The sequence below is a fragment of the Delftia deserti genome, assembly GCF_042653485.1.
Classification (GTDB): Bacteria; Pseudomonadota; Gammaproteobacteria; order Burkholderiales; family Burkholderiaceae_C; genus Comamonas; species Comamonas acidovorans.
Genome location: NZ_JBHSIH010000001.1, coordinates 887,354 through 908,289, shown reverse-complemented (window position 1 = coordinate 908,289; position 20,936 = coordinate 887,354). Strand labels below are relative to the sequence as shown.

Below are 20,936 nucleotides of genomic sequence, written 5' to 3'. Positions count from 1 at the left end.
GCGGCCACAGGGGCGCTGGCGCAGCTAGGTCGCGCTGGCGTCCTGCGCGGCGGCGCCCATTTTCTGGCGCGTGTCCTCGTCGAGCAGGCTGCGCACCTGGGCGAACAGAGGATCGGCGCCCGTGTACTTCCTGCCGTAGCCCAGGTTGAACCCGTAGTCGAAATCCTGCGGATTGATCCCCTGATTGTGCTGCAGGATGGTCTCCAGCTTGTCCAGGGCCTTGACGGCGCGGGCCTCGGGGGTGGCGGCGTCTTCGTACTCCTGCCACAGGGCCATGATGGCGTCGCGGTGCTCGGGCTGCAGCGAACGGGTCAGGTGCAGCAGGTCGGCCTTTTCCTGCGCGCTCTTGTCGGGGTGCTGGTTCTTTTCCACGGCGGGGATGTCGCCGTGGATGGCCTCGCCCAGGTCGTGGATCACGCACAGCTTGAGCAGCTTGAGCATGTCCAGCTGTGCCAGCTGGTCCTCGAAGGCGATGGCCATCAGGCACAGGCGCCAGCTGTGCTCTGCCGTGCTTTCGGTGCGGCCGGTGGAGGTGTGGGCGCTGCGCAGCACGCTCTTGAGCTTTTCCGCCTCGCGCAGGAAGTCCAGGCGGCCCTTGATGTTGTTGATATCCATGGCGGATATTCTCGTCGGCTTTCACCAGGGCCGCGCGCGCGTCCGGGCTCAGTCGATCAGCCGCCCCTGTGCATCCCAGAACGGGTGCGGGCCGTCAAACCGGCCGCTGGCCACGGCATGGCTGACCAGCCGGCCGCGGGGCGGCAGTGCATGCAGCATGAAGCCGGGCGGCTCCAGCGTCCAGGCCGATGCGGCGTCGGGCGCCAGGTCCAGGCAGACCTGGTGGGCGGGTGCGGGCGAGGTCATGGCCACCGTGCCGCCGAAGGCGACCTGGATGCTGCGGTGCAGGTGGCCGCAGATGACGCGCTGCACGTTGGGGTGGCGGCGCACCAGCTCTTCCAGCGCCTGGGCGCCCTGCGGCAGGCCGATCTTGTCCATATGGCCTATCAGGGTCTCGAAGGGCGGGTGGTGCATGGCGATCACCACGGGGCGGCCTTCGCTGGCGGCCATCTGCAGTTCCAGCCACTGAAGGCGCTCCTCGCACAGCGCGCCCTCGCTGTGGCCGGGCACCACGGTGTCGAGCGCGATCAGCCGCAGCGCGCCAATGTCCACCGCATACTGGATGAAGCCTTCGCTGCGCAGCCAGGCGTGCTCGGGAAAGGCGGCGCGCAGCGCGTCGCGGTCATCGTGGTTGCCGGGCAGCAGGTAGACGGGCAGGGTACCCAGAGGCGCCAGCAGGCTGCGCAGGTGGGTGTATTCCGCAGGCCGGCCGAAGTCGGTCAGGTCGCCCGTGATCACGACGGCGTGCGGCCGCTGCGGCAGGGCCAGCACGCTTTGCACGGTGCGCTCCAGGTATTGGGCGGTATCGATGCGGCGGTAGGTCAGGCGACCGGGTTCGCGGATATGCAGGTCGGTGAGCTGGGCCAGGAAGGTGGTCATGGAAGTGCGGGAAGTGCGATGGCTTTCAGGCGTGGGCATGGTTGGGCATCCATTGGTGGGGGGCGATGCGCAAGGCCACGCGGTCGCCCGATTGCGCGGCGTGGTCGCGGGCCACGTCGGCCATCAGCGGCGTGTGGCCCGCCAGTTCCAGCGTGAGCTGCAGGCGGTCGCCCAGGAAGACGCGGCGCGCCACCGATGCCGGCACGCCGCCCGGCGTGCCGGCGGCGCAGACCTCGATGTCTTCAGGGCGCAGCAGCAGCCGGGCCGCGCCCGTGCATTCGGCCGGGCAGGCCAGCTCCATGCCGGCCAGCGCCAGCCGGTTGCTGCGCGCATCGTCTTCGCTGCGTTCGACCTGGTTCACGCGCCCCAGGAAGGTGGCGACAAAGGGATGGGCCGGTCGGCGGTACAGGCTCTCACCGTCGCCCACCTGCAGGATGCGGCCTGCCTGCATCACGGCCATGCGGTCGGCAATGGCCATGGCCTCCTGCTGGTCGTGCGTGACATGGACGGCGGTGATGCGCAGCTGGCGCAGCAGCTGTGCCAGCTCGTCGCGCAGGGTTTCCTTGAGCTTGGCGTCCAGCGCGGTCAGCGGCTCGTCCAGCAGCAGCACGCGCGGGCGCGATGCCACGGCGCGTGCCAGGGCCACGCGCTGGCGCTGGCCGCCGGACAGTTCGGCCGGGCGCTTGTGCTCCAGGCCGTTCAGGCGCACCAGGTCCACCAGTTCACCCAACACGCGGCGCTGCTCCTGCTCGGACGCGCCGCGTATGCGCAGGCCGTAGGCTATGTTGGCCTGCACGCTCATCTGCGGGAACAGCGCGTAGTGCTGGAACACCATGCCCACCTGGCGCTTTTCTATGGGCACGCGGGTGACGTCGGTGTCGCCGAAGGCGATGCGGCTGCCCGCATCCGGCGTCTCCAGCCCCGCAATGATGCGCAGCAGCGTGGTCTTGCCGCAGCCCGAGGGGCCGAGCAGGGCCAGCACCTCGCCGGGCTCCACGCGCAGGTCGGTGGCCTGCAGGCCGCGGGTGCCGTCGGCATAGGTCTTGGCGCATTGCCGGATGTCGATGGCGACGCTGTTACTTTCCATAATGCTTCTCGATGAAATGCCCCAGCGCCTGCAGCAGCCACATCACGGGCAGGATGACGATGAGGAAGATGAGGGTGTAGGCCGAGCCCACCTCGATGCGCATGGACGCATAGCTGTCGGCCAGGCCCACGGGCAGGGTGCGTGTCAGCGGCGTGTGCAGCATCCAGGTCAGGTTGAACTCGCCCATGGACAGGGTGAACACCATCAGGCAGGCGGCCACGATGGCGGGCAGCACGGCAGGCACCAGCACGCCCAGGAAGCGCTGCGTGAACGAGGCGCCCAGGCTGCGCGCAGCCTCCTCCAGCGCCACCAGCTCCTGGCGGCGCAGTGCCGAGCCCACCATGCGCACCATGAAGGGCAGGGTGAACACCACATGGCCCACCAGGATGAAGGCAAAGCTCTGGCGGAAGGCGGCCACGCTGCCATAGGCCAGCAGCAGGGCCAGGGCGCTGGCCAGGCCCGGAATGGCCACGGGCAGCGTCAGCAGCTCCTCGAAATGCCGGGCCCAGGGCGAGCGGCTGCGCGCCAGCGCATAGGCGCAGGGCACGCCCAGCACCAAGGTCATGGCCACGCAGGCGCAGGCCAGCAGCAGCGACATCAGCACGGTATTGCCGTAGCCGGCCCAGACCTCGGCCAGCCAGCGCGTGGTCAATCCGCTGGACAGGCCCTGGCCGTAGTTCTGCACCAGCCCGGCCAGCACCGACAGCAGCATGGGCGCCAGCATGAACACGGTGACGGTGGCCGTCACCAGCCACATCAGCGGCGGCATTTTTGGCCGCCGGGCCGCTCCAAGGCAAAAAGCGGCCCCTTCGGGGGGCAGCGGACCTTGCGCTGCAAGGGCAGCGTGGGGGCTATTTTTTTGTGTGGTCCGCATGTTCAGACTCCCGAGGCGGCCGGACCCGCCCAGCGCCGCGACAGCCACAGCACCAGCCAGGTGATCAGCCCCAGGCTGATCGACAGGCTGGCGGCCAGGGCGAAGTTGGCGTAGTTGGTGAACTCGTTGTAGATGGTGATGGGCAGCACCTCGAACTTGCTCGACAGCGTGAAGGCCGTGCCGAAGGCGCCGACCGACGTGGCGAACACGATGGCGCCGCAGGCCAGCGTGGTGGGCAGCAGCTGCGGCCACCACACATCGCGCGCCACGCTCCAGCCGTTGCCGCCCAGCGAGCGCGCGGCCTCTTCCAGGTGCGGGTCCAGCGCCTCGGCCGCCGCCGTGTAGGAGGCAATGGCGCGCGGCAGCGAGAAATACAGGTAGCCCAGGAACAGGCCCAGCAGCCCGTAGGCGAAGGTGATCCGCTCGCCGCCCAGGGCCACCGACAGGTCGGCCAGCGCGCCCTGGCGCCCGCCCAGCAGGATGATGAAAAAGCCGATGATCACGCCCGGAAACGACAGCGGCAGCGTCAGCAGCGACAACAGCAGGCCGCGCCCCGTGAAACGGTGGCGCGCCAGCGCAATGCCCATCACCGCGCCGATCAGCAGCGTGGCCAGGGTCACGGCCAGCGACAGGGCCAGTGTCTGCAGCAGGCTTTGCAGGTAGAGCGCGTCGGTCAGCGTGGCGAAGTAGGTGCGCCAGCCTTCACGCGCCGGCAGCGCCAGCAGCAGGCCGGCCGGCAGCAGCCAGAACGCGGCGAAGAAGGCCACGGCTGGCGCGCTGCAGGCCAGCAGCAGCGCGCGGGCGCGCCAGTCGCCTGGCGCTTGGGAGGTAATGCCCACGATGCAGTCCGCCTGGCTCAACGCACTTCACGCAGGTAGCGCGTGGAGAAGCCCTTTTGCACATCGGCCATCTTCTGGTAGTCCACCGAGGTGGCGCGTGCGTACTCGCTGGCGGGCAGGAAATGGCCGGCCACCTCCTTGGGCAGGGCCACGTCGCGCACGGGGCGCAGGTAGGCGTTGGCCCAGATGGACTGGCCCTTGTCGGACAGCACATAGTCCAGCACCTTCTTGCCGTTGTCCATGTGCGGCGCCTTGTTCACCAGGCTCATCACATAGGGCATGACCACGGTGCCTTCCTTGGGGATCACGAAGTCCACGTCGGCCTTGTCCTTGTAGCGGGCGCGGTAGGCGTTGAAGTCATAGTCCAGCAGGATGCCGATCTCGCCCGACAGCAGGCGCGCATACGAGGTCTGCTTGGGCACGATGGGCTCGTTCTTCTGCAGCTTCTTGAAGTAGTCGATGGCCGGCTGGAAGTTGTCCAGCGTGCCGCCCATGGCCTGGTTCACGGCCACGGCGCCCACATAGCCCACGAAGGCCGAGGCCGGGTCCAGGTAGCCGACCAGACCCTTGTATTCGGGCTTGAGCAGGTCTGCCCAGGATTGCGGCACGGGCTTGCCGCCCAGTGCCGCCTTGTTGACCATGAAGCCCAGCGTGCCCGAGTGGATGGTCACCCACTCGCCCTTGGGGTCCTTGAGGCCGGCGGGAATCTGGTCCCAGTTGGCGGGCTTGTAGGCGGCGACCACGCCGTCTTTCTGCGCCTGGATGGCGAAGGTCACGCCCAGGTAGGTCACATCGGCCACGGGGCTGGCCTTCTCGGCCACCAGCTGGGCCAGCGACTGGCCGGAGTTCTTGTTGTCGGGCGGCACGGTGATGCCGGTATCGGCCTTGATGGCCTTGATCTGCGTGCCCCAGTCGGCCCATTCGGGCGGGCAGTTGTAGCAGATGGCGCTCTGGGCCAGCGCCGTGCCGCAGACGGCGGTGGTGGCGGCCAGCAGGGCAAGGCGCTTGAAGGAGGGCTTGAAGGAGAGCTTGAAGGAGAGCTTGAAGGGGAGGGCAGTCAGTTTCATGGTGCGTACTCGAAGAGGTTGGGGAGCGTGGGGAAGGGAAGGGCGCGGCCTTGGCTTGCGCGGGCCGCTGCTGTTGGTTTCAGAGCCGGCAGGACTCGCCGCTGCGCCAGCCATGCGGCAGGCACAGGCTGTCCTGCGGGGCCAGGGTTTTCTTGTTCGCCAGTGCATCGCACAGCAGGCGCACGCAGGCCGAGCCGATGTCGTGGTTGGGTTGGGAAATCGAGGCCAGCGAAGGCGTGAGATCGCCCGCCATGGCAATCCCGTCAAAGCCGACCACGCTCAGGTCCGCAGGCACGCGGAACCCGGCCAGCGATGCCGCGCGGATGGTGCGTATCGCCAGCAGATCGTTGCTGCAGACAATGGCCGTGGGCGGGGCCTGCTCGCTCAGGTGCTGCTGCAGCATCTGCACGGCGGTGGCGGCAAAGGGCACCTCCCAGACCGGCAGCGGCGCCAGGCCTGCGGCCTGCATGCCCAGCGCATAGCCGCGGCAGCGCTGCTGGGCGCGGTCGGACGCGCGCAACTGGCCCGTGACCATGCCGATGCGGCTGTGGCCTGCCGCAGCCAGGCGCAGCACCAGCTCTCTGACGGCGCCCGTGTTGTCCACGCCCACGCAGGCATGCTCATGGGTGTGGTGATAGGCCAGCACATAGGGCTTGCCGGCCTGGCGCACACGCGCCAGCGCTGCCGAATCGCCAGGGTTGGAGACCACCAGCACCAGCGCATCCACCCCGCTGGCCAGTAGCCGCGTGGTGGCCGCGTCTTCACCGGCGTGGTCGTATTCGGTGGTGCAGGGCGAAATCGCATAGCCGCGCAGCGCCGCCTGCGAGGCAATGCCCTGCAGGCACTCGGCAAACACCGGATTGGTGAGCGTGGGCAGCACCACGCCCAGCACCTTGCTGCTGCGCGTGCGCAGCGTGCGTGCGCTGGCATTGGCCACATAGCCCACTTCCTGCGCCACGCGCAGCACCGTGCTGCGCGTTTGCGCATTGACCACCTCCGGCGAATTGAAAACCCGCGAAACAGTGGCGACGGACAGTCCCGCGCGGCGTGCAACCTCGGTGATGCTCATGGATGTAAACGATTTCCTGAAAACGTTTACATTGCACCCGCCGCGCGTGACAGGGAGGTGACGAAGGTTTGAAGCTTTTGTGGCAGCCAGGCGTTTGGCGGCTGAGGCCCTGGCCTTTGCAAGGCGCCGATGCTTTGCCGGTCTGTGGGCTTTGTCTTGGCAGTTGAGTTGCCCCGCTGCGCATAGCGGCTGCCCGTGCGAACAAGCCCGGAGCCTACAGCTCCCCCCTCAGGGCCAGGCATACGATTTGCAGCGATCGGAAACCGCATGCCGCCAGCGTGCGGGCGTCCGTCGCAAGAATCACAACTCCAAGCCTCCCATGTCTTCATTCGATACCCAACTGCTGCTCATCGCGCTGGCCAGCGTGCTGGTCCTCGTCGCGCTGATCGTCTCGCGCATCCGTCTTCATCCCTTGCTGGCCCTGCTGGTGGTTTCCATCGGCGTGGGATTTGCCACGGGCATGGCGCCGGGCGAGATCGTCAAGAACCTCACCAATGGGGCCGGCAAGACGCTGGGCGCGGTGGGCGTGGTGATTGCCCTGGGCGCCATGCTGGGCAAGATCCTGGCGGACTCCGGCACCACCGAGCGGCTGGCCAGTGCCATCCTGCAGCGCACCTCCGAGCGCATGATTCCCTGGGCCATGACCCTGGTGGCCTTCGTGATCGGCATCCCCATGTTCTTCGAGGTGGGGCTGGTGGTCATGCTGCCGCTGATCTTCAGCGTGGCGCGCAAGCTGGAAAGCAATGAGCGCTTCAAGGGATCGGCCTATGTCTATGTGGGCGTGCCCGTGATCGCCGCGCTGGCCGCCATGCACGGCATGGTGCCGCCGCACCCCGGCCCGCTCACCGCCATTGCCACGCTGCACACCACAGTCGGCCCGACCATGCTGTACGGCTTTCTGGCTGTGGTTCCCGCCATGGTGCTGGGTGGCCCGCTGTACGGCGCCTTCATCACGCCGCGCATGGGCACGCGCCCCGATGCAGCCCTGCTGGAGCAGTTCACATCAGGCAAGAAGGAAGGCGGGGAGGGCAGTGCGCCCAGCATCGGCATGGGCGTGCTGTGCGCCTTGCTGCCCGCGCTGTTGATGCTGGTGCATGCGCTGGCCGAGGTGCTGCTGCCCAAGGATTCGGGCCTGCTGCATGCGGCGGCCTTCCTGGGCAATCCGCTGGTGGCCATGCTGCTGGGCGTGGTGTTTGCCTCCATCACCCTGGGCTATCTGCGCGGCGCCGATGCAGAGAAGCTGCGCGACGCGCTGGGCCAGAGCCTCAAGCCCATCGCCGGCATCATGCTCATCATTGCGGGCGGCGGTGCCTTCCAGCAGATCCTGACCAGCGCCAAGGTGGGCGATGCCATCGTCCACATGACCCAGCAGTTCGCCATGCCTCCGCTGGTGCTGGGCTGGATGATCGCCATGCTGCTGTCGGTGTCCACCGGCTCGGCTACCGTGGGCATCGTCGGCGCGGCGGGCCTGCTGGCGCCGCTGGCGGCCTCCGATCCTTCGCTGAACGTGCCGCTGCTGGCGTTGGCCATCGGCTGCGGCTCGCTGTTCTTCAACTATGCCAACCACGCGGGCTTCTGGATGGTGAAGGAGTCCTTCGGCATGAGCATGGGCGAGGCCACCAAGACGATTACCGTGGTCCAGTCCATCGTGTCCTTTGTGGGCCTGCTGATGGTGCTGCTGTTCAATCTGCTGCCCAAGCTGGGATAGGTGAAAGGCATGAGGCGGGCTGCCGGCGGCCGCTTCGATGCCGCGGCAACCACCAAGAGAGGGCACTACTTCCGGTTCGACTGCGAATTGCCCCAGTCGCGACAGGGAAAATGCCGCCCCGTACAGGTGCGGTACCCGGCGCCGCTTCAACGCACGGCCGGCAATTCACCTATACTGATGGAGGTGCTGTCCTTGTTGTTCGCCTCCTCAGTGCCCGTCTGACACCTTCTCGGTCTCCGGGCTGCCGTTGGCCGCCCACTGTCACGAAGTCTGTGACGAGGTCCGCAACTGTCACCCTCAACGGCGAGCACCACGCGAATCCAACCCACTTCCCGGGTCCGCACTCTCCCTGCCACCTGCAGGGTCCTCTTTTTCCCTTTTTCGATGCTCCGCTGCCTGCGTGCAGCGGTCATCCTGCGCTGGCCCAAGGCCGCAGCATGGTGCTGCACCAGCAACTTGCGGCGACGCAACCCTTTCAACATGTACTCACAGGAGTCCCATTGGCTAAAGAAGAACTGATCGAAATGCAAGGCCGGGTAGACGAAGTGCTGCCTGATTCCCGCTTCCGCGTAACGCTGGAAAACGGCCACCAGCTCATCGCCTATACCGGCGGAAAAATGCGCAAGCACCGCATCCGCGTGCTGGCCGGCGACAAGGTGACGCTTGAAATGTCGCCCTATGACCTGAACAAGGGTCGCCTCACGTTCCGCCACATCGAGCAACGCTCCGGCGCACCGGGCCCGCGTCCTCCGCAGCGCCGCTGAAGCCCGCCGGCCCGCTTCTGTTGCAGAGCGGGCATTCGGGGCGCAGGCAGGACCGGGCTCCGTGCCTGGTTGCCTGATCGGCAGCCCCAGTCAGCTTTCCAAGCAGCCCCGACGGCCCGACCGCCTGGAGGGCACCAGACGGATCAGGCGAGTCCGTCTGCTTATTTGGACATGGCGTCCTTGCCCATGGAATCCTTCTTCATTCCATCCTTGGACATGCCGTCCTTGTGCATGCCATCTTTGTGCATGCCGTCCTTGGACATCGAGTCCTTCTTCATCCCGTCCTTGGACATGGAGTCCTTCTTCATTCCATCCTTGGACATCGAATCCTTGGACATGGCTCCTTTGGACATGCCGTCCTTCGCCATCTCATCCGCAGCGAATGCCGTGGTGGCACCGGCCAGGGCGAGGCAGGTGGCGAGCAGGGTGGTGGTGAGCTTGGTCATTTGAGTCTTCCTTTGGATTAGCGGTTTGCGGGATTGCAAATCGGCCGGCTTTGGATGGGCCCGGCCTCGCACCTTCGTTGGCGGCCCAGCGGCTTGGAAGGCCGCTCAGCTGCCTCCGAACCAGTTGTAGCCCTGGTCTTCCCAGTAGCCGCCGGAGTAGGTGTTGGTGACGAACATGGCCTGGATGTGCTTCGGGTTCTTGTAGCCCAGCTTGGTGGGCATGCGCAGCTTCATCGGAAAGCCATATTTGGGCGGCAGGGGCTGCCCGTCGTAAGTCAATGCCATCAGCGTCTGCGGATGCAGGGCCGTGGCCATGTCGATGCTGGTGAAGTAGTCGTCCACGCACTTGAAGCCGACGTACTTGGCACTGGTGTCGGCGCCTATGTGGCGCAGGAAATCGGCAAAGCGCACGCCGCCCCAGCGGCCTATGGCGCTCCAGCCTTCCACGCAGATGTGGCGCGTGATCTGTTCGTCCTGCGGCATGGCGCGCAGCTCGGCCAGGGTCCATGCATGGCGGTCGGCGACCATGCCGGTCACTTCCAGGCGCCAGCTGGCCCCGTCCACCTCGCGCACCTCGTCCTCGCCGTAGTAGGCATTGAAGGGGAAGGGGCGCGTGATCTCGGCTGCGGTATAGGTGGGCGCCAGCCGCGTGGGACTGAAGAGCAGGCCCTGCATGCGGTCGTTGAAGCGCGATACCTGGCTGAGCGCGGCCTCGACGTGGCTGTCATCGCTGATGCTGCAGCCCGTGAGCAGGGACAGGCCGCCCAGCGTCAGCGAGCGCTGCAAAAAGGCGCGGCGTGCGGGCTGGTCGAGCTTGCGGGCGATCAGCGAGCGTGCCTCGTGCACCACGGCCGCGCCATCGACGCCGGGCAGGGAAGGGGCTTTGAAGATTTTCATGGGGACTTGGGCGCACGGCCGTGGATCATGGTCAGGAAGGTCCGGGGCACCAGGGCGACCATCGCCAGGTGCACCATCACGAAGGCCACCAGCGCGGACATGCCGAAGAAGTGCACGCGCCGTGCGGATTCATAGCCGCCCAGCAACTCGCGCAGCAGCGGGAACTGCACCGACTTCCACAGCACCAGGCCCGACAGCACGATCACCACCAGGTCCAGCACCACGAACAGGTAGGCCAGCTTTTGCACATGGTTGTAGCGGGCCGGGTCGGCGTGCGACAGCCGGCCCTTGAGGGCGGCCACCAGGTCCTGGCGCACGCCCTGCATGCTGACGGGAAAGAACTTGCGCAGCCACCGGCCGCTGGCGATGTTGAGCAGCAGGTACAGCAATCCGTTGAACACCAGCAGCCACATGGCCGCGAAATGCCATTGCAGCGCCCCGCCCAGCCAGCCGCCCAGCGTGATCGAGCCCGGAAAGCTGAAATCAAAGAACGGCGCCGCGTTGTAGATGCGCCAGCCGCTGGTCACCAGGATGACCACGGCGAGCGCATTGAGCCAATGCGTCAGGCGCAGCCACAGCGGGTGGATGCGCTGGCCATCCTTGGGCTGTGCCGGTTGGGGGGTGATGAGGGCGGTGTTCATGGATCCCATTGTTGGAGGGACCCTGTAGCGGATGTATCACGCAAACTTCAATTAATCGTGACAACTCCCAAGAACTCCCAAGGCCTGCTCAGCCCGCCTGGGCACACCCGGCCAGGCGCGCTATGGCGTGCCGGCCTGCCGCGCAGCGAGGCCGCAGCGGCAACCGCCGCAGCTGCATGAATCCCTTGCCTTCCCGCGAGCACACCTGTATGGCCGCCGAACCCCTGCTGCCGCTGTCCGGCATCCGCGCCATCGAATTCACCCACATGGTTATGTACCCCACTTGCGGCCTGATCCTGGCCGACCCGGGTGCGGCCCGGCTTGCAGCGCAGCTGGAGGCCGAAGGCACTCCCCTGCCGGCCGCGCCGGCCGGCGAGTTGCAGGCGCTGGCGTGGCTCAGCGGGGTGGCGCTGGCGTTGTGAGCGACGGGCCTGCAGCTGGTTGGCCGGACGACATCACCGCCTCCAGCCCGCTTCTCGGGAAGACCGGGCTGTAGTTCACCTGGATCTCGGAGAGCTTGTCATTCACCCGCGTCGTCATGAAATAGCGCGGCATGCCGAATCCCACCTTCATCACCAGGCCGCGAAGCTCGGAGAGGGCGCCGACCTTCACATCGGGATCTACCAGCACGGCAATGCGTGCCGTGCTTTTGGCGTCGGGGGCTGCGGTCAATTTTCTGGAAAGCGCGTTTTTCAACTGGACCAGGCTGAGCTGCTGGCCATCCAGGCTGTACGGGCGATCATTGCCGCTTGCAGCATGCATTTCGATCACGGTCAGATCTGCAGCAAGAGCGGGTGGGCCGAGCAGGGCGGCCAGCAGCAGGAATCTTGTTGGTTTCATGGTTTTGTTGTGCGATGCAGAGCTTGTACCAGCTCGTCCCCACTTCTCCCAATTTCCCCCCATATTGGTCGCAAGAATTCCTTGGCAACTCCAGGAAAAGACCATGATTGATTTCTCGCAAACCAACGCTTCACGCATTCGCCCGGCCCTGGTGCTGGCTGTGGCGGCCTTCGCGGCGGCCTGCAGCCATGCCCAGGGCCACGGGGGACACGGCAATCCGCCGTCGCCGCCGCCCGAGGCCTATACGGCCTGCCAGGGCAAGGCCGAGGGTGACAGCGTGACCCTGACAATGCCCGACGGGAAGACGCTGGCCGGCACCTGCCGCAGCCTGAACGGGCAACTGGTGGCCATGCCGGCCGGCGGGCCCGGCGCAGGCGGGCCGCCGCCCCATCCGCAGCAGTGATCACCGGAGACACCACCAATGGCCACACCGCCACGATTTCCATCGGCATTGCCGTCTGACGCAGCAACTGAATGAGCCTCCGCCTCCCACGCCTGAAGCTGCAGCACAAGGCCTTCTTCGCCCTGGCCGTGCTGCTGGTGGCCCTGCTGCTGGTGTTTCTCGGGTTCTCGCGCCTGGGGCTGCAGCGGGGCCTGGGCCCGTACATGGCCGAGGTGGAGCTGACCGGCATGGACGGGCTGGCCGAGCGGCTGGTCCAGCAACACGAGCAAAACGGCGGCTGGGATGCGGCTCGCGCCAACCCCGGTTTCTGGCGCGACATGGTGCGCCCGGGCGCAGGCATGGGCCGGGGCTTTCCTGCGGGCGAGCCCGGGCCACGGCCCCCCATGCCCATGCCCATGCCGGAGCCGAGGCCTGGTTTTGAGGGAAGCCACGGTCCGGGGCCGGGCCCGGAGTTTCCGCCGCCACCTGGGCCGGAAGGCGGAGAGCCTGCCGATCGCTCAGAGCGCTCCGACCTTACAGACCGTACAGACCGCCCAGGCCCGCCGCCGGATCGCCCCTTCGGCGGCCCGTGGGCGCGCGTGGGCCTGCTGGATGCCCAGGGCCAGCTCATCTCCGGCATGGCGCCGCAGCCCGGTGCGGCGCACCGCGTTCTGCGCGCCGCCAACGGGCAGGCCATTGGCGAGATCGTGCTGTCCCCCGTGCAGACCGGGCAGGGCATGCAGCGCGACCTGGACCGCGCCTTCCTCGCGCAGCAGATGGACTTCGTGGCCTGGACCGGGCTGGCCGGCCTGCTGCTGGCGCTGCTGCTGTCGGCCTGGCTCACGCGGCGCTGGCTGGAGCCGCTGACCGCCTTTGTCGACGGCCTGCGCGGCATTGCGGCCGGGCGGCTGGATACGCGCGTGGCCATCAAGGGCGATGCGGAGTTGGCCCGCCTTGCGGAAACCTTCAACGACATGGCCGTGCAGCTGGCCACCATGGAGGCCTCGCGCCAGCGCTGGCTGGCCGACGTGGCGCATGAGCTGCGCACGCCCCTGTCCACCATGCGCGCCGAGGTCGAGGCCGTGCAGGACGGCGTGCTGCCGCTGGACGACCGCATGGCGCTGCGCCTGCACCGGCAGATCATGCGGCTGATACGGCTGGTCAGCGACCTGCGCGTGAGCCTGGACGACCCGCAGGCCCTGCACGGCTCGGGCCATGTGCCCGTGCATGTGCTGACCCTGCTGGGCGAGGCGCTGGACGGCGCGCGGCCCGGCTTCGAGCAGGTGGGCATCGGCCTGGACCGCTCCACCGTGGACCAGCTGGCTGCGCGCATTCCGCCGCCGCTGGTGCAGGGCGATCCGCACCGGCTGCACCAGGTGTTTGCCAACCTGCTGGAAAACAGCCTGCGCTACACGGCTGCGGGCGGGCGGCTGCAGGTGTCTGCCGAAATCGTCCAGATGCAGGACCGCAGCATGCTGCAACTGCGCTGGGACGACACGGCTCCCGGCGTGGCCAGCCCGCACCTGCCGCGCCTGTTCGACCGCCTCTATCGCGTGGACGCCTCCCGCGTGCGCGATGGCGACGGCCTGGGCGGCTCCGGCCTGGGGCTGGCCATCTGCCGCACCATCGTCCAGGCCCATGGCGGCAGCATCGAGGCGGCCGCCTCGCCGCTGGGCGGCCTGCGCATCACGCTGTGGCTGCCCTTGCTGGAAAATCCCGCGCCATGAAGCCTGCCCGCATCCTCCTGGTCGAAGACGAGACCGACATGGCCGCCATCGTCATCGACTACTTGCGCCATGCAGGCTACGAAGTCGAGCACATCCGCCACGGGCGCGAGGCGCTGGACCGCATGCTGCGCTCCCCGCCCGACCTCACCGTGCTGGACATCATGCTGCCGGGGCTGGACGGCCTGGACATCCTGCGCCAGTTCCGCCCCCACAGCGCCAGCCCCGTCATCGTGCTCACCGCGCGCGTCGAGGAAATGGACCGCCTGCTGGGCCTGGAGCTGGGCGCGGACGACTACATCTGCAAGCCCTTCGCCCCGCGCGAAGTCGTGGCCCGCGTCAAGGCCGTGCTGCGCCGCAGTGCCGGCCCCGGCCCGGCCCAGCAGCGCCTGACGCTGCTGCCCGATCAGGGCCGCGCCATGCTCAACGGCAGCGCCCTGCCGCTGACCAAGCGCGAGCTGGCCTTGCTGCAGGCCCTGATGCGCCAGCCCGGCCGCCTGTACTCCCGCGCGCAGCTGCTGGAGCTGGCCTGCGCCGACACGCTGGACGTGAACGAGCGCGCCATCGACAGCCACATCAAGAACCTGCGCAAGAAACTCAAGGCGGCGGACGACCGCCATGAGTGGATTCGCTCCGTCTATGGCGTGGGCTTTGCGTTCGAGCCCGATGGCGGGTCCGACACGCGGGCGCAGTGAAGGCCAGGCGAGGGCAGGGCGCAGCCCCTACCTCGACTCGTCGAGGTGCTCCATGAACGTGGTGCCCGTGTAGCGGGAGCGGAACAGGCCGGCCTCCACCAGGCGCGGCACCAGCTGCTCCAGCACGCAATGCAGGGACTCGACGGAGCCGCCGGGCGCGGCCAGAAAGCCGTCGATGGCGCCGGCGGCGCTCCACTCGGTGATCTGCGCCACGGCATCGTCCACCGTGCCCACCACCTGCCAGTGCGCGGCGGACAGGATTTCCGGTCGCAGCAGCAGCTCGTCGATGCGCAGTGATTCGCGCTCCATCAGGCGCCTGAGCAGGCCCGCATGCGTGCGGCTGGACGGGGTCGCCACGGGCGGCGGAAGGTCGGCCGCGGTGATCGGCCGGTCTGCGGGCCAGTCCGTCAGGTCCAGGCCGACCATGGCCTGGATCGATGCCAGCTTGCGGCCCCTGTCCACCCGGCCGTGCGTCTGCTGGAACATCTCCCGGGCCTGCTCGCGGGTGTCGGCCAGGTACAGGCTCAGGCCGGGCAGCAGGCGCACATCCTGCGCCTGGCGGCCATGGCGCTGGGCGCGCCGAGACAGGTCCCGGCGCAGCTCCAGCGCCGCGTCCAGGTCCGGCGTGGGCGCGAAGACGATGTCTGCCACCGATGCGGCAAAGTCGCGCCCGGTGCTGGACGCGCCCGCCTGCACCAGCGGAATGCGCGGACCGCCGAACTCCGGCAGGTTCAGCGGGCCACGTACCTTCAGGTGCGGTCCCTCATGGTCTATGGGGCGCACCAGCGAGGCATCGGCGTAGCGGCCGCTGTCCCGGTCGATCTTCAGGGCCTCGTTGGGGAAGCTGGCCCACAGCCGGCGCACCACGTCGGTGAACTCTGCGGCCCGCGCATAGCGTTCATCGGCATCGGGCATGGCCTGCAGCCCGAAGTTCTCGTGGCCCTGCAGGGCCGTGACGATGTTCCACCCGGCGCGGCCGTTGCTGATCCAGTGCAGCGACTGCAGCTGGCGCGCCACCGCATAGGGCGGGAAAAACGTGGTCGATACCGTGGACACCAGGCCGATGCGCGAGGTCTCGCGCGCCAGCGCGGCCATCAGCACCGTGGGGTCCAGGCTGGCGAAGCCCGCGCCCGTCTCCAGCGCCTCCATGGGCAGAAAGCTCACGTCCGGGCGGAAGACGAAGTCCAGGTGCGCGGCCTCGGCGCGCCGGGCCAGGTCCAGGGCGAAGTCGCTGGAGTACAGCCCTTCGATATTGCTGCCGGGCCGCCGCCAGGCGTCGCCGCTCAGCCAGGTGGGGGCCAGCGAAAGGCCGATGTGCAGGGGTTTGCGGGTTGTCATGTCTGCTGTCATTCCCATCTCAGAACGTTCCGCGCACGCCCACGCCTATCATGCGCGGCGCGGTCATGCTGGCCTCGATGCCGCCGATGCCGCGGTTTTGCTGCAGGTACGTCGGTGCGCGCCTGTCGAACAGGTTCTTGATATAGCCGTACAGCTGCACGCGCGCGCTGTAGGCATAGGTCATGCGCAGGTCGGCGATGGTGTTGGAGCCGACCGCATAGGCGCGGGTGTTGGCGGTATCGGAGTAGTAGCCGTCCAGGTGGCGCACCTGGCCGGAGACATTGAACCGGGGGCTGGCGTCCCAGCTCACGCCCAGGCTCAGGTTGTAGCCGGGCGAGCGGGCGAAGCGGTTGTGCTCGTAGCCGGGGTTGCTGCCCATCTCCTCGATGCGGGTGCGCAGCACGCCCACGCCGGCCTTGATCCGCAGGTTGTCCAGCGCGCGGTAGTCGGCACCCAGCTCGAAGCCGTAGGCATGGGCCTTCTCCGCGTTGATGGTGTAGGACTGGGCCACGCCCGGGGAGATGACCACGGGGATGTTGTACTGCGCGTCCCGCATGTCCATGTAGAACAGGTTGGTGTTGAGCATCAGCCGGTCATCGAGCAGGCTGGCGCGGCTGAACAGCTCGTAGTTCCAGATCGACTCCTTCTTGAAATACGCCCACTGCCGGCTGGTGAGGTTCAGCGACACACCGCCCGGGTTGTAGCCCCGGCTGACCAGCGCGCCCACGGTCCAGCGCGGTGTGGCGGCATAGGCCAGGGACAGCTTGGGCAGCAGTGCCGAGAAGGTTTTCGTGTAGTCGAGGGCGGTGGGTGCCAGCACGGAGGTGCCGGTGCGCACCACCTCGTCGTGCTGGTAGCGCAGGCCGCTGGTCAGGGTCCAGCGGTCGGCCAGGCGCCAGTTCAGCTCGCCGAAGACGCCCAGGTTCTTCTTGGTGTCGTCGAAGGCGGACAGGCCGCGCAGCAGCAGGCTTTCGTCCGTGCCGGTGCGCGCGTAGTAGACGCCGCCGAAGCCGCTCAGGCGGTCCTTGTCGCTGCCCACCAGGGCGCGGAACTCATTGGAGACATTGTTCTGGCGGATATCGGCATCGCCCTCGCCGGGAATGCCGGTATAGCGCTGCACGGACGAGCGCGAATACTGGGACTGGTTGACCAGCCGCACGCCGTTGCCCAGCTCGTAGCTGAGGTCGAGGATGCCGGTGTCGGTCTTCTGCTTCCAGCTGGGCATGGTCGTCGTCCAGTGCTCCAGCGCGCTGAACGGAGCGGAGGCCGCCTCCTGGCTGGGGCGGTTGCTGTCGTTGTGGGAATAGGTGAACTTGGCCTCCAGGCCGGGAATGCGGCTGGGCAGCCACAGGAACTTCAGGCGTGCGTTCAGCGCGCGGAAATCCTGATCGGCCTGGCCCCGCTGGAACTGCGGATTGGTGTAGTCGATGAAGGTATCGCGCCCCGAGTAGTCCACGGCCAGCCGCGCGGCCAGCTCCTCGCCCACGGGGCCGGAGACGGCGATGGACGCACGCCGCGATTGGTAGTCGCCCGCCTCCAGCTGGTAGGCCCCTTCGCGCTTGAAGCTGGGGTCCTTGGTGTTCACGACGATGGCGCCCGCAATGGCATTGGCGCCCTGCGAGGTGGTCTGCGGGCCGCGGAACACCTCGATGCTCTCCACATCCCAGACCGAGGTCGCGCCGAAGAACATCTCGTTGTAGTTGAGGTAGTGCCCATCCAGGTTGATGGTGGCGCGCGGCACCGTGCCGCCCCAGAAGACGTTCTGGCCGTTGTTGGGGCCCTGCGTGTCCTGCCCGCGGATGATGGGCGCGCCCACCGTGTCGGTGTAGACCACGTTGGGCACGTCGTGCAGCACCTCGTGGACCGAGGCGTTGCCGGACTCCTGCCGGGCCAGGTCCTTGCCGGCCTTGACCGACACGGAGGACGCCGTGTCCTTGAGTTCGCGCCTGACCTTTTCTCCGCTGACCACGACCGCTTCAAGCGCGTTGGACTCCCCCCCGGAACCCGACGCGCCCTGTGCGAAGGCGCCGGCCGGCGCCATCAGGGTAGAGAGTGCGATGGCGCCCGCCCGGGACGGTAGCCTGCGATGGAAACACAGCTTCACAGCATCTTCCTTTGATGAGAATGATTCGTATTTTTCAAAGGTCGCCATCATGCATGGAAATTCCACAGTAGGGAATGCATTCCCACATGCGGAAGGAAGAAACAACGGAGAAATGGTGCGAACGCACCCGTGCAGAGCCTTCGGCAGAGCCGGTATCATCGACACCGGCGGCGCCCGCGCCCCCACCTGCGATGCGCCTGGTACAGGCAAGAAAGCCCAGCCCTTGAAAACAACAACACCTCAGACGACAGCCGGCGAGAAGCGCTCCGGCACCATCCAGTCCGTCTCCATCGCCACCCGGTTTCTCATGGTCCTGGCCAATGCCGAAAGCGAGCTGGCGCTGGGCGAGGTGGCCCGGCGAACGGGAACGGGGGGCTCCACGGCCCACCGCTACCTGCAAAGCCTCGTCAAGGAAGGCCTGGCCAAGCAGGACCCGGCCAGCGGCCTGTATGACCTGGGCAGCGCGGCGCTGAGCATCGGCATTGGCGCGCTCAAGCGTGTGGATGCGGTGGAGATTGCGGCGCAGCGCATGAAGGCGCTGACGCACAGCCATGCGCTCAGCGGCGGCGTGGCCATCTGGACCGACCGCGGGCCCACCCTGGTGCGCTGGTACCGCAGCGCCTACTTCTCGATCAACCCGTTGGCGCTGGGCGACATCCTGCCCATAGACAACACCGCCTGCGGCCTGGTGTTCCAGGCCTTCCTGCCCAAGGCCACCATCGACGCCGCGCGCCGCCAGCAGCCCGCCCATTTCCGTGGCAAGCCGCCGGCCAAGGCCGTGCTCGACGACGTGCGCGAGCGCTGCTGGTCCGAGATGACCAGCCACCTGCTGTCCAACGTCACGGGCCAGGCCGCCCCGGTGTTCGATGCGCAGCATGAAATCGCCTGCGCGGTCACCACCGTCTCGGACCTGGGCCAGCTCAAGTCGCCGCAAGACCGGGTCGCGCTGTTCCGCGAGGCCAGCCTGATCAACCAGTCCACGGGCGGGCGGGCCTTCAGCGCAGATTCGCCTTGAAAGCCGCGCCGGGAAGAATGGCCGGGCGCCTCAGTTCCCTGCGGCACGCTCCCTGGCATTCACGGCCCTGCGCCCCCTGGGCACCACCAGGGGTGTCCCCGACACGGGGTCTGCAATGATCACGGCCGGCAGGCCGAACACCTCCTGCACCAACTGCTCCGTGAAGATCGCCCCGGGCGCGCCCTGCGCGGCAATGCGCCCGTCGCGCATGGCGATCAGGTGCGAGGCATAGCGGCAGGCCTGGTTGAGATCGTGCAGCACCGCAACCACCGTGCGGCCGGCGTCGTTGAGATCCGCCAGCAGCTCCATCAGCTCGATCTGGTGGGCGATGTCCAGGAACGTCGTGGGCTCGTCCAGCAGCAGGATCGGCGTCTGCTGCGCCAGCACCATCGCAATCCACACCCGCTGGCGCTGGCCGCCTGACAGCTCGTCCAGCAGGCGGTCGGACAGCGCTGCCACATCGGTGGCCTGCATGGCCTCGGCCACGGCCTGCTCATCCGCGTCCGTCCACTGCCTCAGGAAGGATTGGTGGGGGTAGCGCCCCCGCGCCACCAGGTCCGCCACCGTGATGCCATCGGGCGCCATCGCGCTTTGCGGCAGCAGGCCCAGGCGCCGCGCCACCTCCTTGGCGGGAAATTGCGAAATGTGCCGGCCATCCAGGATGACCTGCCCGGCAGCTGGCACCAGCAGCCGCGACAGCGCGCGCAGCAGGGTGGACTTGCCGCAGGCGTTCGGCCCCACGATGACGGTGAAGGAGCCATCGGGAATGGCAAGGGACAGGCCCTGCGAAATCGTGCGCTCGCCGTAGCGCAGCGTCACCGCATCAGCACTCAGGCGCTGCGTCATGGCCGGTCATTTCCCACAATCGATAGGTCCTTCGGTGTTTGCAATGTGGAATGAATTCTACAATACGGAATACGCTGAAGACGCCGCCCTGGCGCCCGGCCCCGTCGCTTCGGATCGAGATGAACAGACTCCAACTTGCCGCCCTGGGCGCGGCCGCCGCACTGGCCGTGCTGGCCTGTTTCGCATGGTTTCCACGCGCCGCCGTTCCCGTGGCGGGCGCCGCACCGCATACGTCGGATACATCGGATACGCCGGCTGCAGCACACGCAGACCATGCACCGCTGCCCCGGCGCATCGTCTCCACCTCGCCCAGCGTGACCGGCATCCTGCTGGCCATCGATGCGCCGGTCGTCGCGACCGCCGCGACCACGCCCAGTCGCATGACCGACGACAAGGGCTTTTTCTCGCAATGGGCCGCGGTTGCCGACAAGCGCGGCGTGCAGGTGCTCTACCGCAACCTGCAATTCGACATCGAGGCCGCCATCGGCGCCAGCCCCGACCTGCTGGTGGCCTCCGCCACCGGGGCCGACAGCGTGGCCCAGCACCGCACCGAACTGCAGGCGCAGGGCGTGCCCATGGTCGTGGTCGACTACTCCAGCCAGTCCTGGCAGGACATCGCCACCGAGCTGGGCCGCATCACCGGCCATGCGAAGCAGGCCGCCGCAGCCATTGCCCGCTTCGATGCCCATGTGGCGCAGACCGCCGCCTCCATCACGCCACCGGCCCAGCCCGTCAGCATCGTCGCCTACAACCTGGCCGGCAGCTACTCCATAGGCCGCGCTGCCAGCCCCCATGCGCGGCTGCTGGCCGCACTGGGCTTCAAGGTGGAGGGCTTGCCGCCCGCGCTGGCCGCCCAGGTCACACGCGCCTCGGACTTCGAATTCATCTCCCGCGAGAATCTATCGGCCGCCATCACCGGCGACTCCGTCTTCCTGCTCGGCGCCTCGCAGGGCGATGTGCAGGCCTTCCTGGACGATCCGCTGCTGGCCAACCTGCCCGCCGTTGCCGGCCGGCGCGTCTATCCGCTGGGCCCGACCTCGTTTCGCATCGACTACTACTCGGGGCAGCAGATGGTCGACGCCGTGGCAAGCCATTTCCGCTGAGCC

At 67.7% G+C, this 20,936-nt stretch carries 22 protein-coding genes; 8 read left to right on the top strand and 14 right to left on the bottom strand.

The genetic code is table 11. The features are described 5' to 3' along the window. Positions 1-24: 24 nt before the first annotated feature. The 7 genes from ACFPFG_RS04330 to ACFPFG_RS04300 form a co-directional block, all read right to left on the bottom strand. The gene (locus ACFPFG_RS04330) at positions 25-615 is read right to left on the bottom strand and encodes an HD domain-containing protein (protein ID WP_380105236.1); all 591 of its coding nucleotides are present in this window, start codon (positions 613-615) and stop codon (positions 25-27) included. Positions 616-663: 48 nt separating this feature from the next. Continuing rightward, positions 664-1,533, bottom strand: coding sequence for a phosphodiesterase (locus ACFPFG_RS04325; RefSeq protein ID WP_380105234.1), 870 nt, complete (start codon positions 1,531-1,533; stop codon positions 664-666). Continuing rightward, positions 1,520-2,581: an ABC transporter ATP-binding protein gene (locus tag ACFPFG_RS04320; protein WP_197956619.1), complete on the bottom strand. Its 1,062-nt coding sequence runs from the start codon at positions 2,579-2,581 to the stop codon at positions 1,520-1,522. The genes ACFPFG_RS04325 and ACFPFG_RS04320 overlap by 14 nt, the downstream gene beginning before the upstream one ends. Then, positions 2,571-3,338 carry an ABC transporter permease gene (locus ACFPFG_RS04315; protein WP_183019367.1) on the bottom strand — a complete coding sequence of 256 codons (768 nt, stop codon included), beginning with the start codon at positions 3,336-3,338 and terminating at the stop codon, positions 2,571-2,573. Before ACFPFG_RS04315 ends, ACFPFG_RS04320 begins: the two co-directional genes overlap by 11 nt. Positions 3,339-3,457: 119 nt before the next feature. Further along, complete coding sequence (locus ACFPFG_RS04310) at positions 3,458-4,315, bottom strand: ABC transporter permease (RefSeq protein WP_197956618.1); 858 nt, start codon at positions 4,313-4,315, stop codon at positions 3,458-3,460. Then, entirely contained in the window at positions 4,312-5,361 is a 1,050-nt protein-coding gene (locus tag ACFPFG_RS04305; protein ID WP_197956617.1) for an ABC transporter substrate-binding protein, read from the bottom strand. The genes ACFPFG_RS04310 and ACFPFG_RS04305 overlap by 4 nt, the downstream gene beginning before the upstream one ends. A gap of 79 nt (positions 5,362-5,440) precedes the next feature. Next, positions 5,441-6,430, bottom strand: a complete 990-nt coding sequence (locus tag ACFPFG_RS04300; protein WP_183019328.1) for a LacI family DNA-binding transcriptional regulator — start codon at positions 6,428-6,430, stop codon at positions 5,441-5,443. A 319-nt stretch (positions 6,431-6,749) separates the two neighbouring features. On the opposite strand from ACFPFG_RS04300, the gene ACFPFG_RS04295 reads away from it, so the two are divergent. Both ACFPFG_RS04295 and infA read left to right on the top strand, forming a co-directional pair. Continuing rightward, positions 6,750-8,138, top strand: a complete 1,389-nt coding sequence (locus ACFPFG_RS04295; RefSeq protein WP_197956616.1) for a GntP family permease — start codon at positions 6,750-6,752, stop codon at positions 8,136-8,138. 500 nt (positions 8,139-8,638) lie between these two features. Beyond that, on the top strand, positions 8,639-8,902 hold the full coding sequence (gene infA, locus ACFPFG_RS04290) for a translation initiation factor IF-1 (RefSeq protein WP_012204971.1): 264 nt from the start codon (positions 8,639-8,641) through the stop codon (positions 8,900-8,902). Between the two features lie 161 nt (positions 8,903-9,063). On the opposite strand, the gene ACFPFG_RS04285 is transcribed toward infA, so the two are convergent. The 3 genes from ACFPFG_RS04285 to ACFPFG_RS04275 all read right to left on the bottom strand — a co-directional run bounded on the left by ACFPFG_RS04285 (position 9,064) and on the right by ACFPFG_RS04275 (position 10,895). Further along, on the bottom strand, positions 9,064-9,348 hold the full coding sequence (locus ACFPFG_RS04285; RefSeq protein ID WP_380105230.1) for a pentapeptide MXKDX repeat protein: 285 nt from the start codon (positions 9,346-9,348) through the stop codon (positions 9,064-9,066). A 105-nt stretch (positions 9,349-9,453) separates the two neighbouring features. After that, positions 9,454-10,245: a molybdopterin-dependent oxidoreductase gene (locus ACFPFG_RS04280; RefSeq protein WP_183019331.1), complete on the bottom strand. Its 792-nt coding sequence runs from the start codon at positions 10,243-10,245 to the stop codon at positions 9,454-9,456. Then, complete coding sequence (locus ACFPFG_RS04275; protein ID WP_380105228.1) at positions 10,242-10,895, bottom strand: cytochrome b/b6 domain-containing protein; 654 nt, start codon at positions 10,893-10,895, stop codon at positions 10,242-10,244. The genes ACFPFG_RS04280 and ACFPFG_RS04275 overlap by 4 nt, the downstream gene beginning before the upstream one ends. A 200-nt stretch (positions 10,896-11,095) precedes the next feature. On the opposite strand from ACFPFG_RS04275, the gene ACFPFG_RS04270 reads away from it, so the two are divergent. Continuing rightward, entirely contained in the window at positions 11,096-11,308 is a 213-nt protein-coding gene (locus ACFPFG_RS04270) for a hypothetical protein (protein WP_374618332.1), read from the top strand. Here ACFPFG_RS04270 and ACFPFG_RS04265 read toward each other — a convergent pair. Further along, on the bottom strand, positions 11,283-11,831 hold the full coding sequence (locus ACFPFG_RS04265) for a hypothetical protein (RefSeq protein ID WP_380105226.1): 549 nt from the start codon (positions 11,829-11,831) through the stop codon (positions 11,283-11,285). The two genes, ACFPFG_RS04270 and ACFPFG_RS04265, sit on opposite strands and share 26 nt — an antisense overlap. Between ACFPFG_RS04265 and ACFPFG_RS04260 the strand changes: the two genes are divergently transcribed. The 3 genes from ACFPFG_RS04260 to ACFPFG_RS04250 all read left to right on the top strand — a co-directional run bounded on the left by ACFPFG_RS04260 (position 11,830) and on the right by ACFPFG_RS04250 (position 14,527). Next, the gene (locus tag ACFPFG_RS04260; RefSeq protein ID WP_016448111.1) at positions 11,830-12,129 is read left to right on the top strand and encodes a hypothetical protein; all 300 of its coding nucleotides are present in this window, start codon (positions 11,830-11,832) and stop codon (positions 12,127-12,129) included. The two genes, ACFPFG_RS04265 and ACFPFG_RS04260, sit on opposite strands and share 2 nt — an antisense overlap. A 71-nt stretch (positions 12,130-12,200) precedes the next feature. Then, positions 12,201-13,835, top strand: coding sequence for an ATP-binding protein (locus ACFPFG_RS04255; RefSeq protein WP_380105224.1), 1,635 nt, complete (start codon positions 12,201-12,203; stop codon positions 13,833-13,835). Beyond that, positions 13,832-14,527, top strand: coding sequence for a response regulator (locus tag ACFPFG_RS04250; RefSeq protein WP_183019336.1), 696 nt, complete (start codon positions 13,832-13,834; stop codon positions 14,525-14,527). Before ACFPFG_RS04255 ends, ACFPFG_RS04250 begins: the two co-directional genes overlap by 4 nt. Positions 14,528-14,554: 27 nt before the next feature. On the opposite strand, the gene ACFPFG_RS04245 is transcribed toward ACFPFG_RS04250, so the two are convergent. Further along, complete coding sequence (locus tag ACFPFG_RS04245; protein ID WP_197956612.1) at positions 14,555-15,865, bottom strand: NtaA/DmoA family FMN-dependent monooxygenase; 1,311 nt, start codon at positions 15,863-15,865, stop codon at positions 14,555-14,557. 19 nt (positions 15,866-15,884) lie between these two features. Beyond that, positions 15,885-17,834 carry a TonB-dependent receptor gene (locus tag ACFPFG_RS04240; RefSeq protein WP_380105221.1) on the bottom strand — a complete coding sequence of 650 codons (1,950 nt, stop codon included), beginning with the start codon at positions 17,832-17,834 and terminating at the stop codon, positions 15,885-15,887. Between the two features lie 358 nt (positions 17,835-18,192). Here ACFPFG_RS04240 and ACFPFG_RS04235 point away from each other — a divergent pair, with 358 nt between their 5' ends. Next, positions 18,193-18,984, top strand: coding sequence for an IclR family transcriptional regulator (locus tag ACFPFG_RS04235; protein ID WP_312378519.1), 792 nt, complete (start codon positions 18,193-18,195; stop codon positions 18,982-18,984). A 30-nt stretch (positions 18,985-19,014) separates the two neighbouring features. Here ACFPFG_RS04235 and ACFPFG_RS04230 read toward each other — a convergent pair whose 3' ends face one another. Continuing rightward, positions 19,015-19,830, bottom strand: coding sequence for an ABC transporter ATP-binding protein (locus tag ACFPFG_RS04230; protein ID WP_380105219.1), 816 nt, complete (start codon positions 19,828-19,830; stop codon positions 19,015-19,017). A 119-nt stretch (positions 19,831-19,949) separates the two neighbouring features. Between ACFPFG_RS04230 and fepB the strand changes: the two genes are divergently transcribed. Beyond that, positions 19,950-20,933: a Fe2+-enterobactin ABC transporter substrate-binding protein gene (fepB, locus tag ACFPFG_RS04225; protein WP_183019341.1), complete on the top strand. Its 984-nt coding sequence runs from the start codon at positions 19,950-19,952 to the stop codon at positions 20,931-20,933. Positions 20,934-20,936 lie beyond the last annotated feature (3 nt).

Excerpts from the sequence above, each read along its gene's own strand:
- ACFPFG_RS04330 (WP_380105236.1), bottom strand. The coding sequence starts at position 615 with ATGGATATCAACAACATCAAGGGCCGCCTGGACTTCCTGCGCGAGGCG.
- ACFPFG_RS04325 (WP_380105234.1), bottom strand. The coding sequence starts at position 1,533 with ATGCCCACGCCTGAAAGCCATCGCACTTCCCGCACTTCCATGACCACC.
- ACFPFG_RS04320 (WP_197956619.1), bottom strand. The coding sequence starts at position 2,581 with ATGGAAAGTAACAGCGTCGCCATCGACATCCGGCAATGCGCCAAGACC.
- ACFPFG_RS04315 (WP_183019367.1), bottom strand. The coding sequence starts at position 3,338 with ATGTGGCTGGTGACGGCCACCGTCACCGTGTTCATGCTGGCGCCCATG.
- ACFPFG_RS04305 (WP_197956617.1), bottom strand. The coding sequence starts at position 5,361 with ATGAAACTGACTGCCCTCCCCTTCAAGCTCTCCTTCAAGCTCTCCTTC.
- ACFPFG_RS04300 (WP_183019328.1), bottom strand. The coding sequence starts at position 6,430 with ATGAGCATCACCGAGGTTGCACGCCGCGCGGGACTGTCCGTCGCCACT.
- ACFPFG_RS04295 (WP_197956616.1), top strand. The coding sequence starts at position 6,750 with ATGTCTTCATTCGATACCCAACTGCTGCTCATCGCGCTGGCCAGCGTG.
- ACFPFG_RS04285 (WP_380105230.1), bottom strand. The coding sequence starts at position 9,348 with ATGACCAAGCTCACCACCACCCTGCTCGCCACCTGCCTCGCCCTGGCC.
- ACFPFG_RS04280 (WP_183019331.1), bottom strand. The coding sequence starts at position 10,245 with ATGAAAATCTTCAAAGCCCCTTCCCTGCCCGGCGTCGATGGCGCGGCC.
- ACFPFG_RS04275 (WP_380105228.1), bottom strand. The coding sequence starts at position 10,895 with ATGGGATCCATGAACACCGCCCTCATCACCCCCCAACCGGCACAGCCC.
- ACFPFG_RS04270 (WP_374618332.1), top strand. The coding sequence starts at position 11,096 with ATGGCCGCCGAACCCCTGCTGCCGCTGTCCGGCATCCGCGCCATCGAA.
- ACFPFG_RS04260 (WP_016448111.1), top strand. The coding sequence starts at position 11,830 with ATGATTGATTTCTCGCAAACCAACGCTTCACGCATTCGCCCGGCCCTG.
- ACFPFG_RS04265 (WP_380105226.1), bottom strand. The coding sequence starts at position 11,831 with ATGGTCTTTTCCTGGAGTTGCCAAGGAATTCTTGCGACCAATATGGGG.
- ACFPFG_RS04255 (WP_380105224.1), top strand. The coding sequence starts at position 12,201 with ATGAGCCTCCGCCTCCCACGCCTGAAGCTGCAGCACAAGGCCTTCTTC.
- ACFPFG_RS04250 (WP_183019336.1), top strand. The coding sequence starts at position 13,832 with ATGAAGCCTGCCCGCATCCTCCTGGTCGAAGACGAGACCGACATGGCC.
- ACFPFG_RS04245 (WP_197956612.1), bottom strand. The coding sequence starts at position 15,865 with ATGACAACCCGCAAACCCCTGCACATCGGCCTTTCGCTGGCCCCCACC.
- ACFPFG_RS04230 (WP_380105219.1), bottom strand. The coding sequence starts at position 19,830 with ATGACGCAGCGCCTGAGTGCTGATGCGGTGACGCTGCGCTACGGCGAG.
- fepB (WP_183019341.1), top strand. The coding sequence starts at position 19,950 with ATGAACAGACTCCAACTTGCCGCCCTGGGCGCGGCCGCCGCACTGGCC.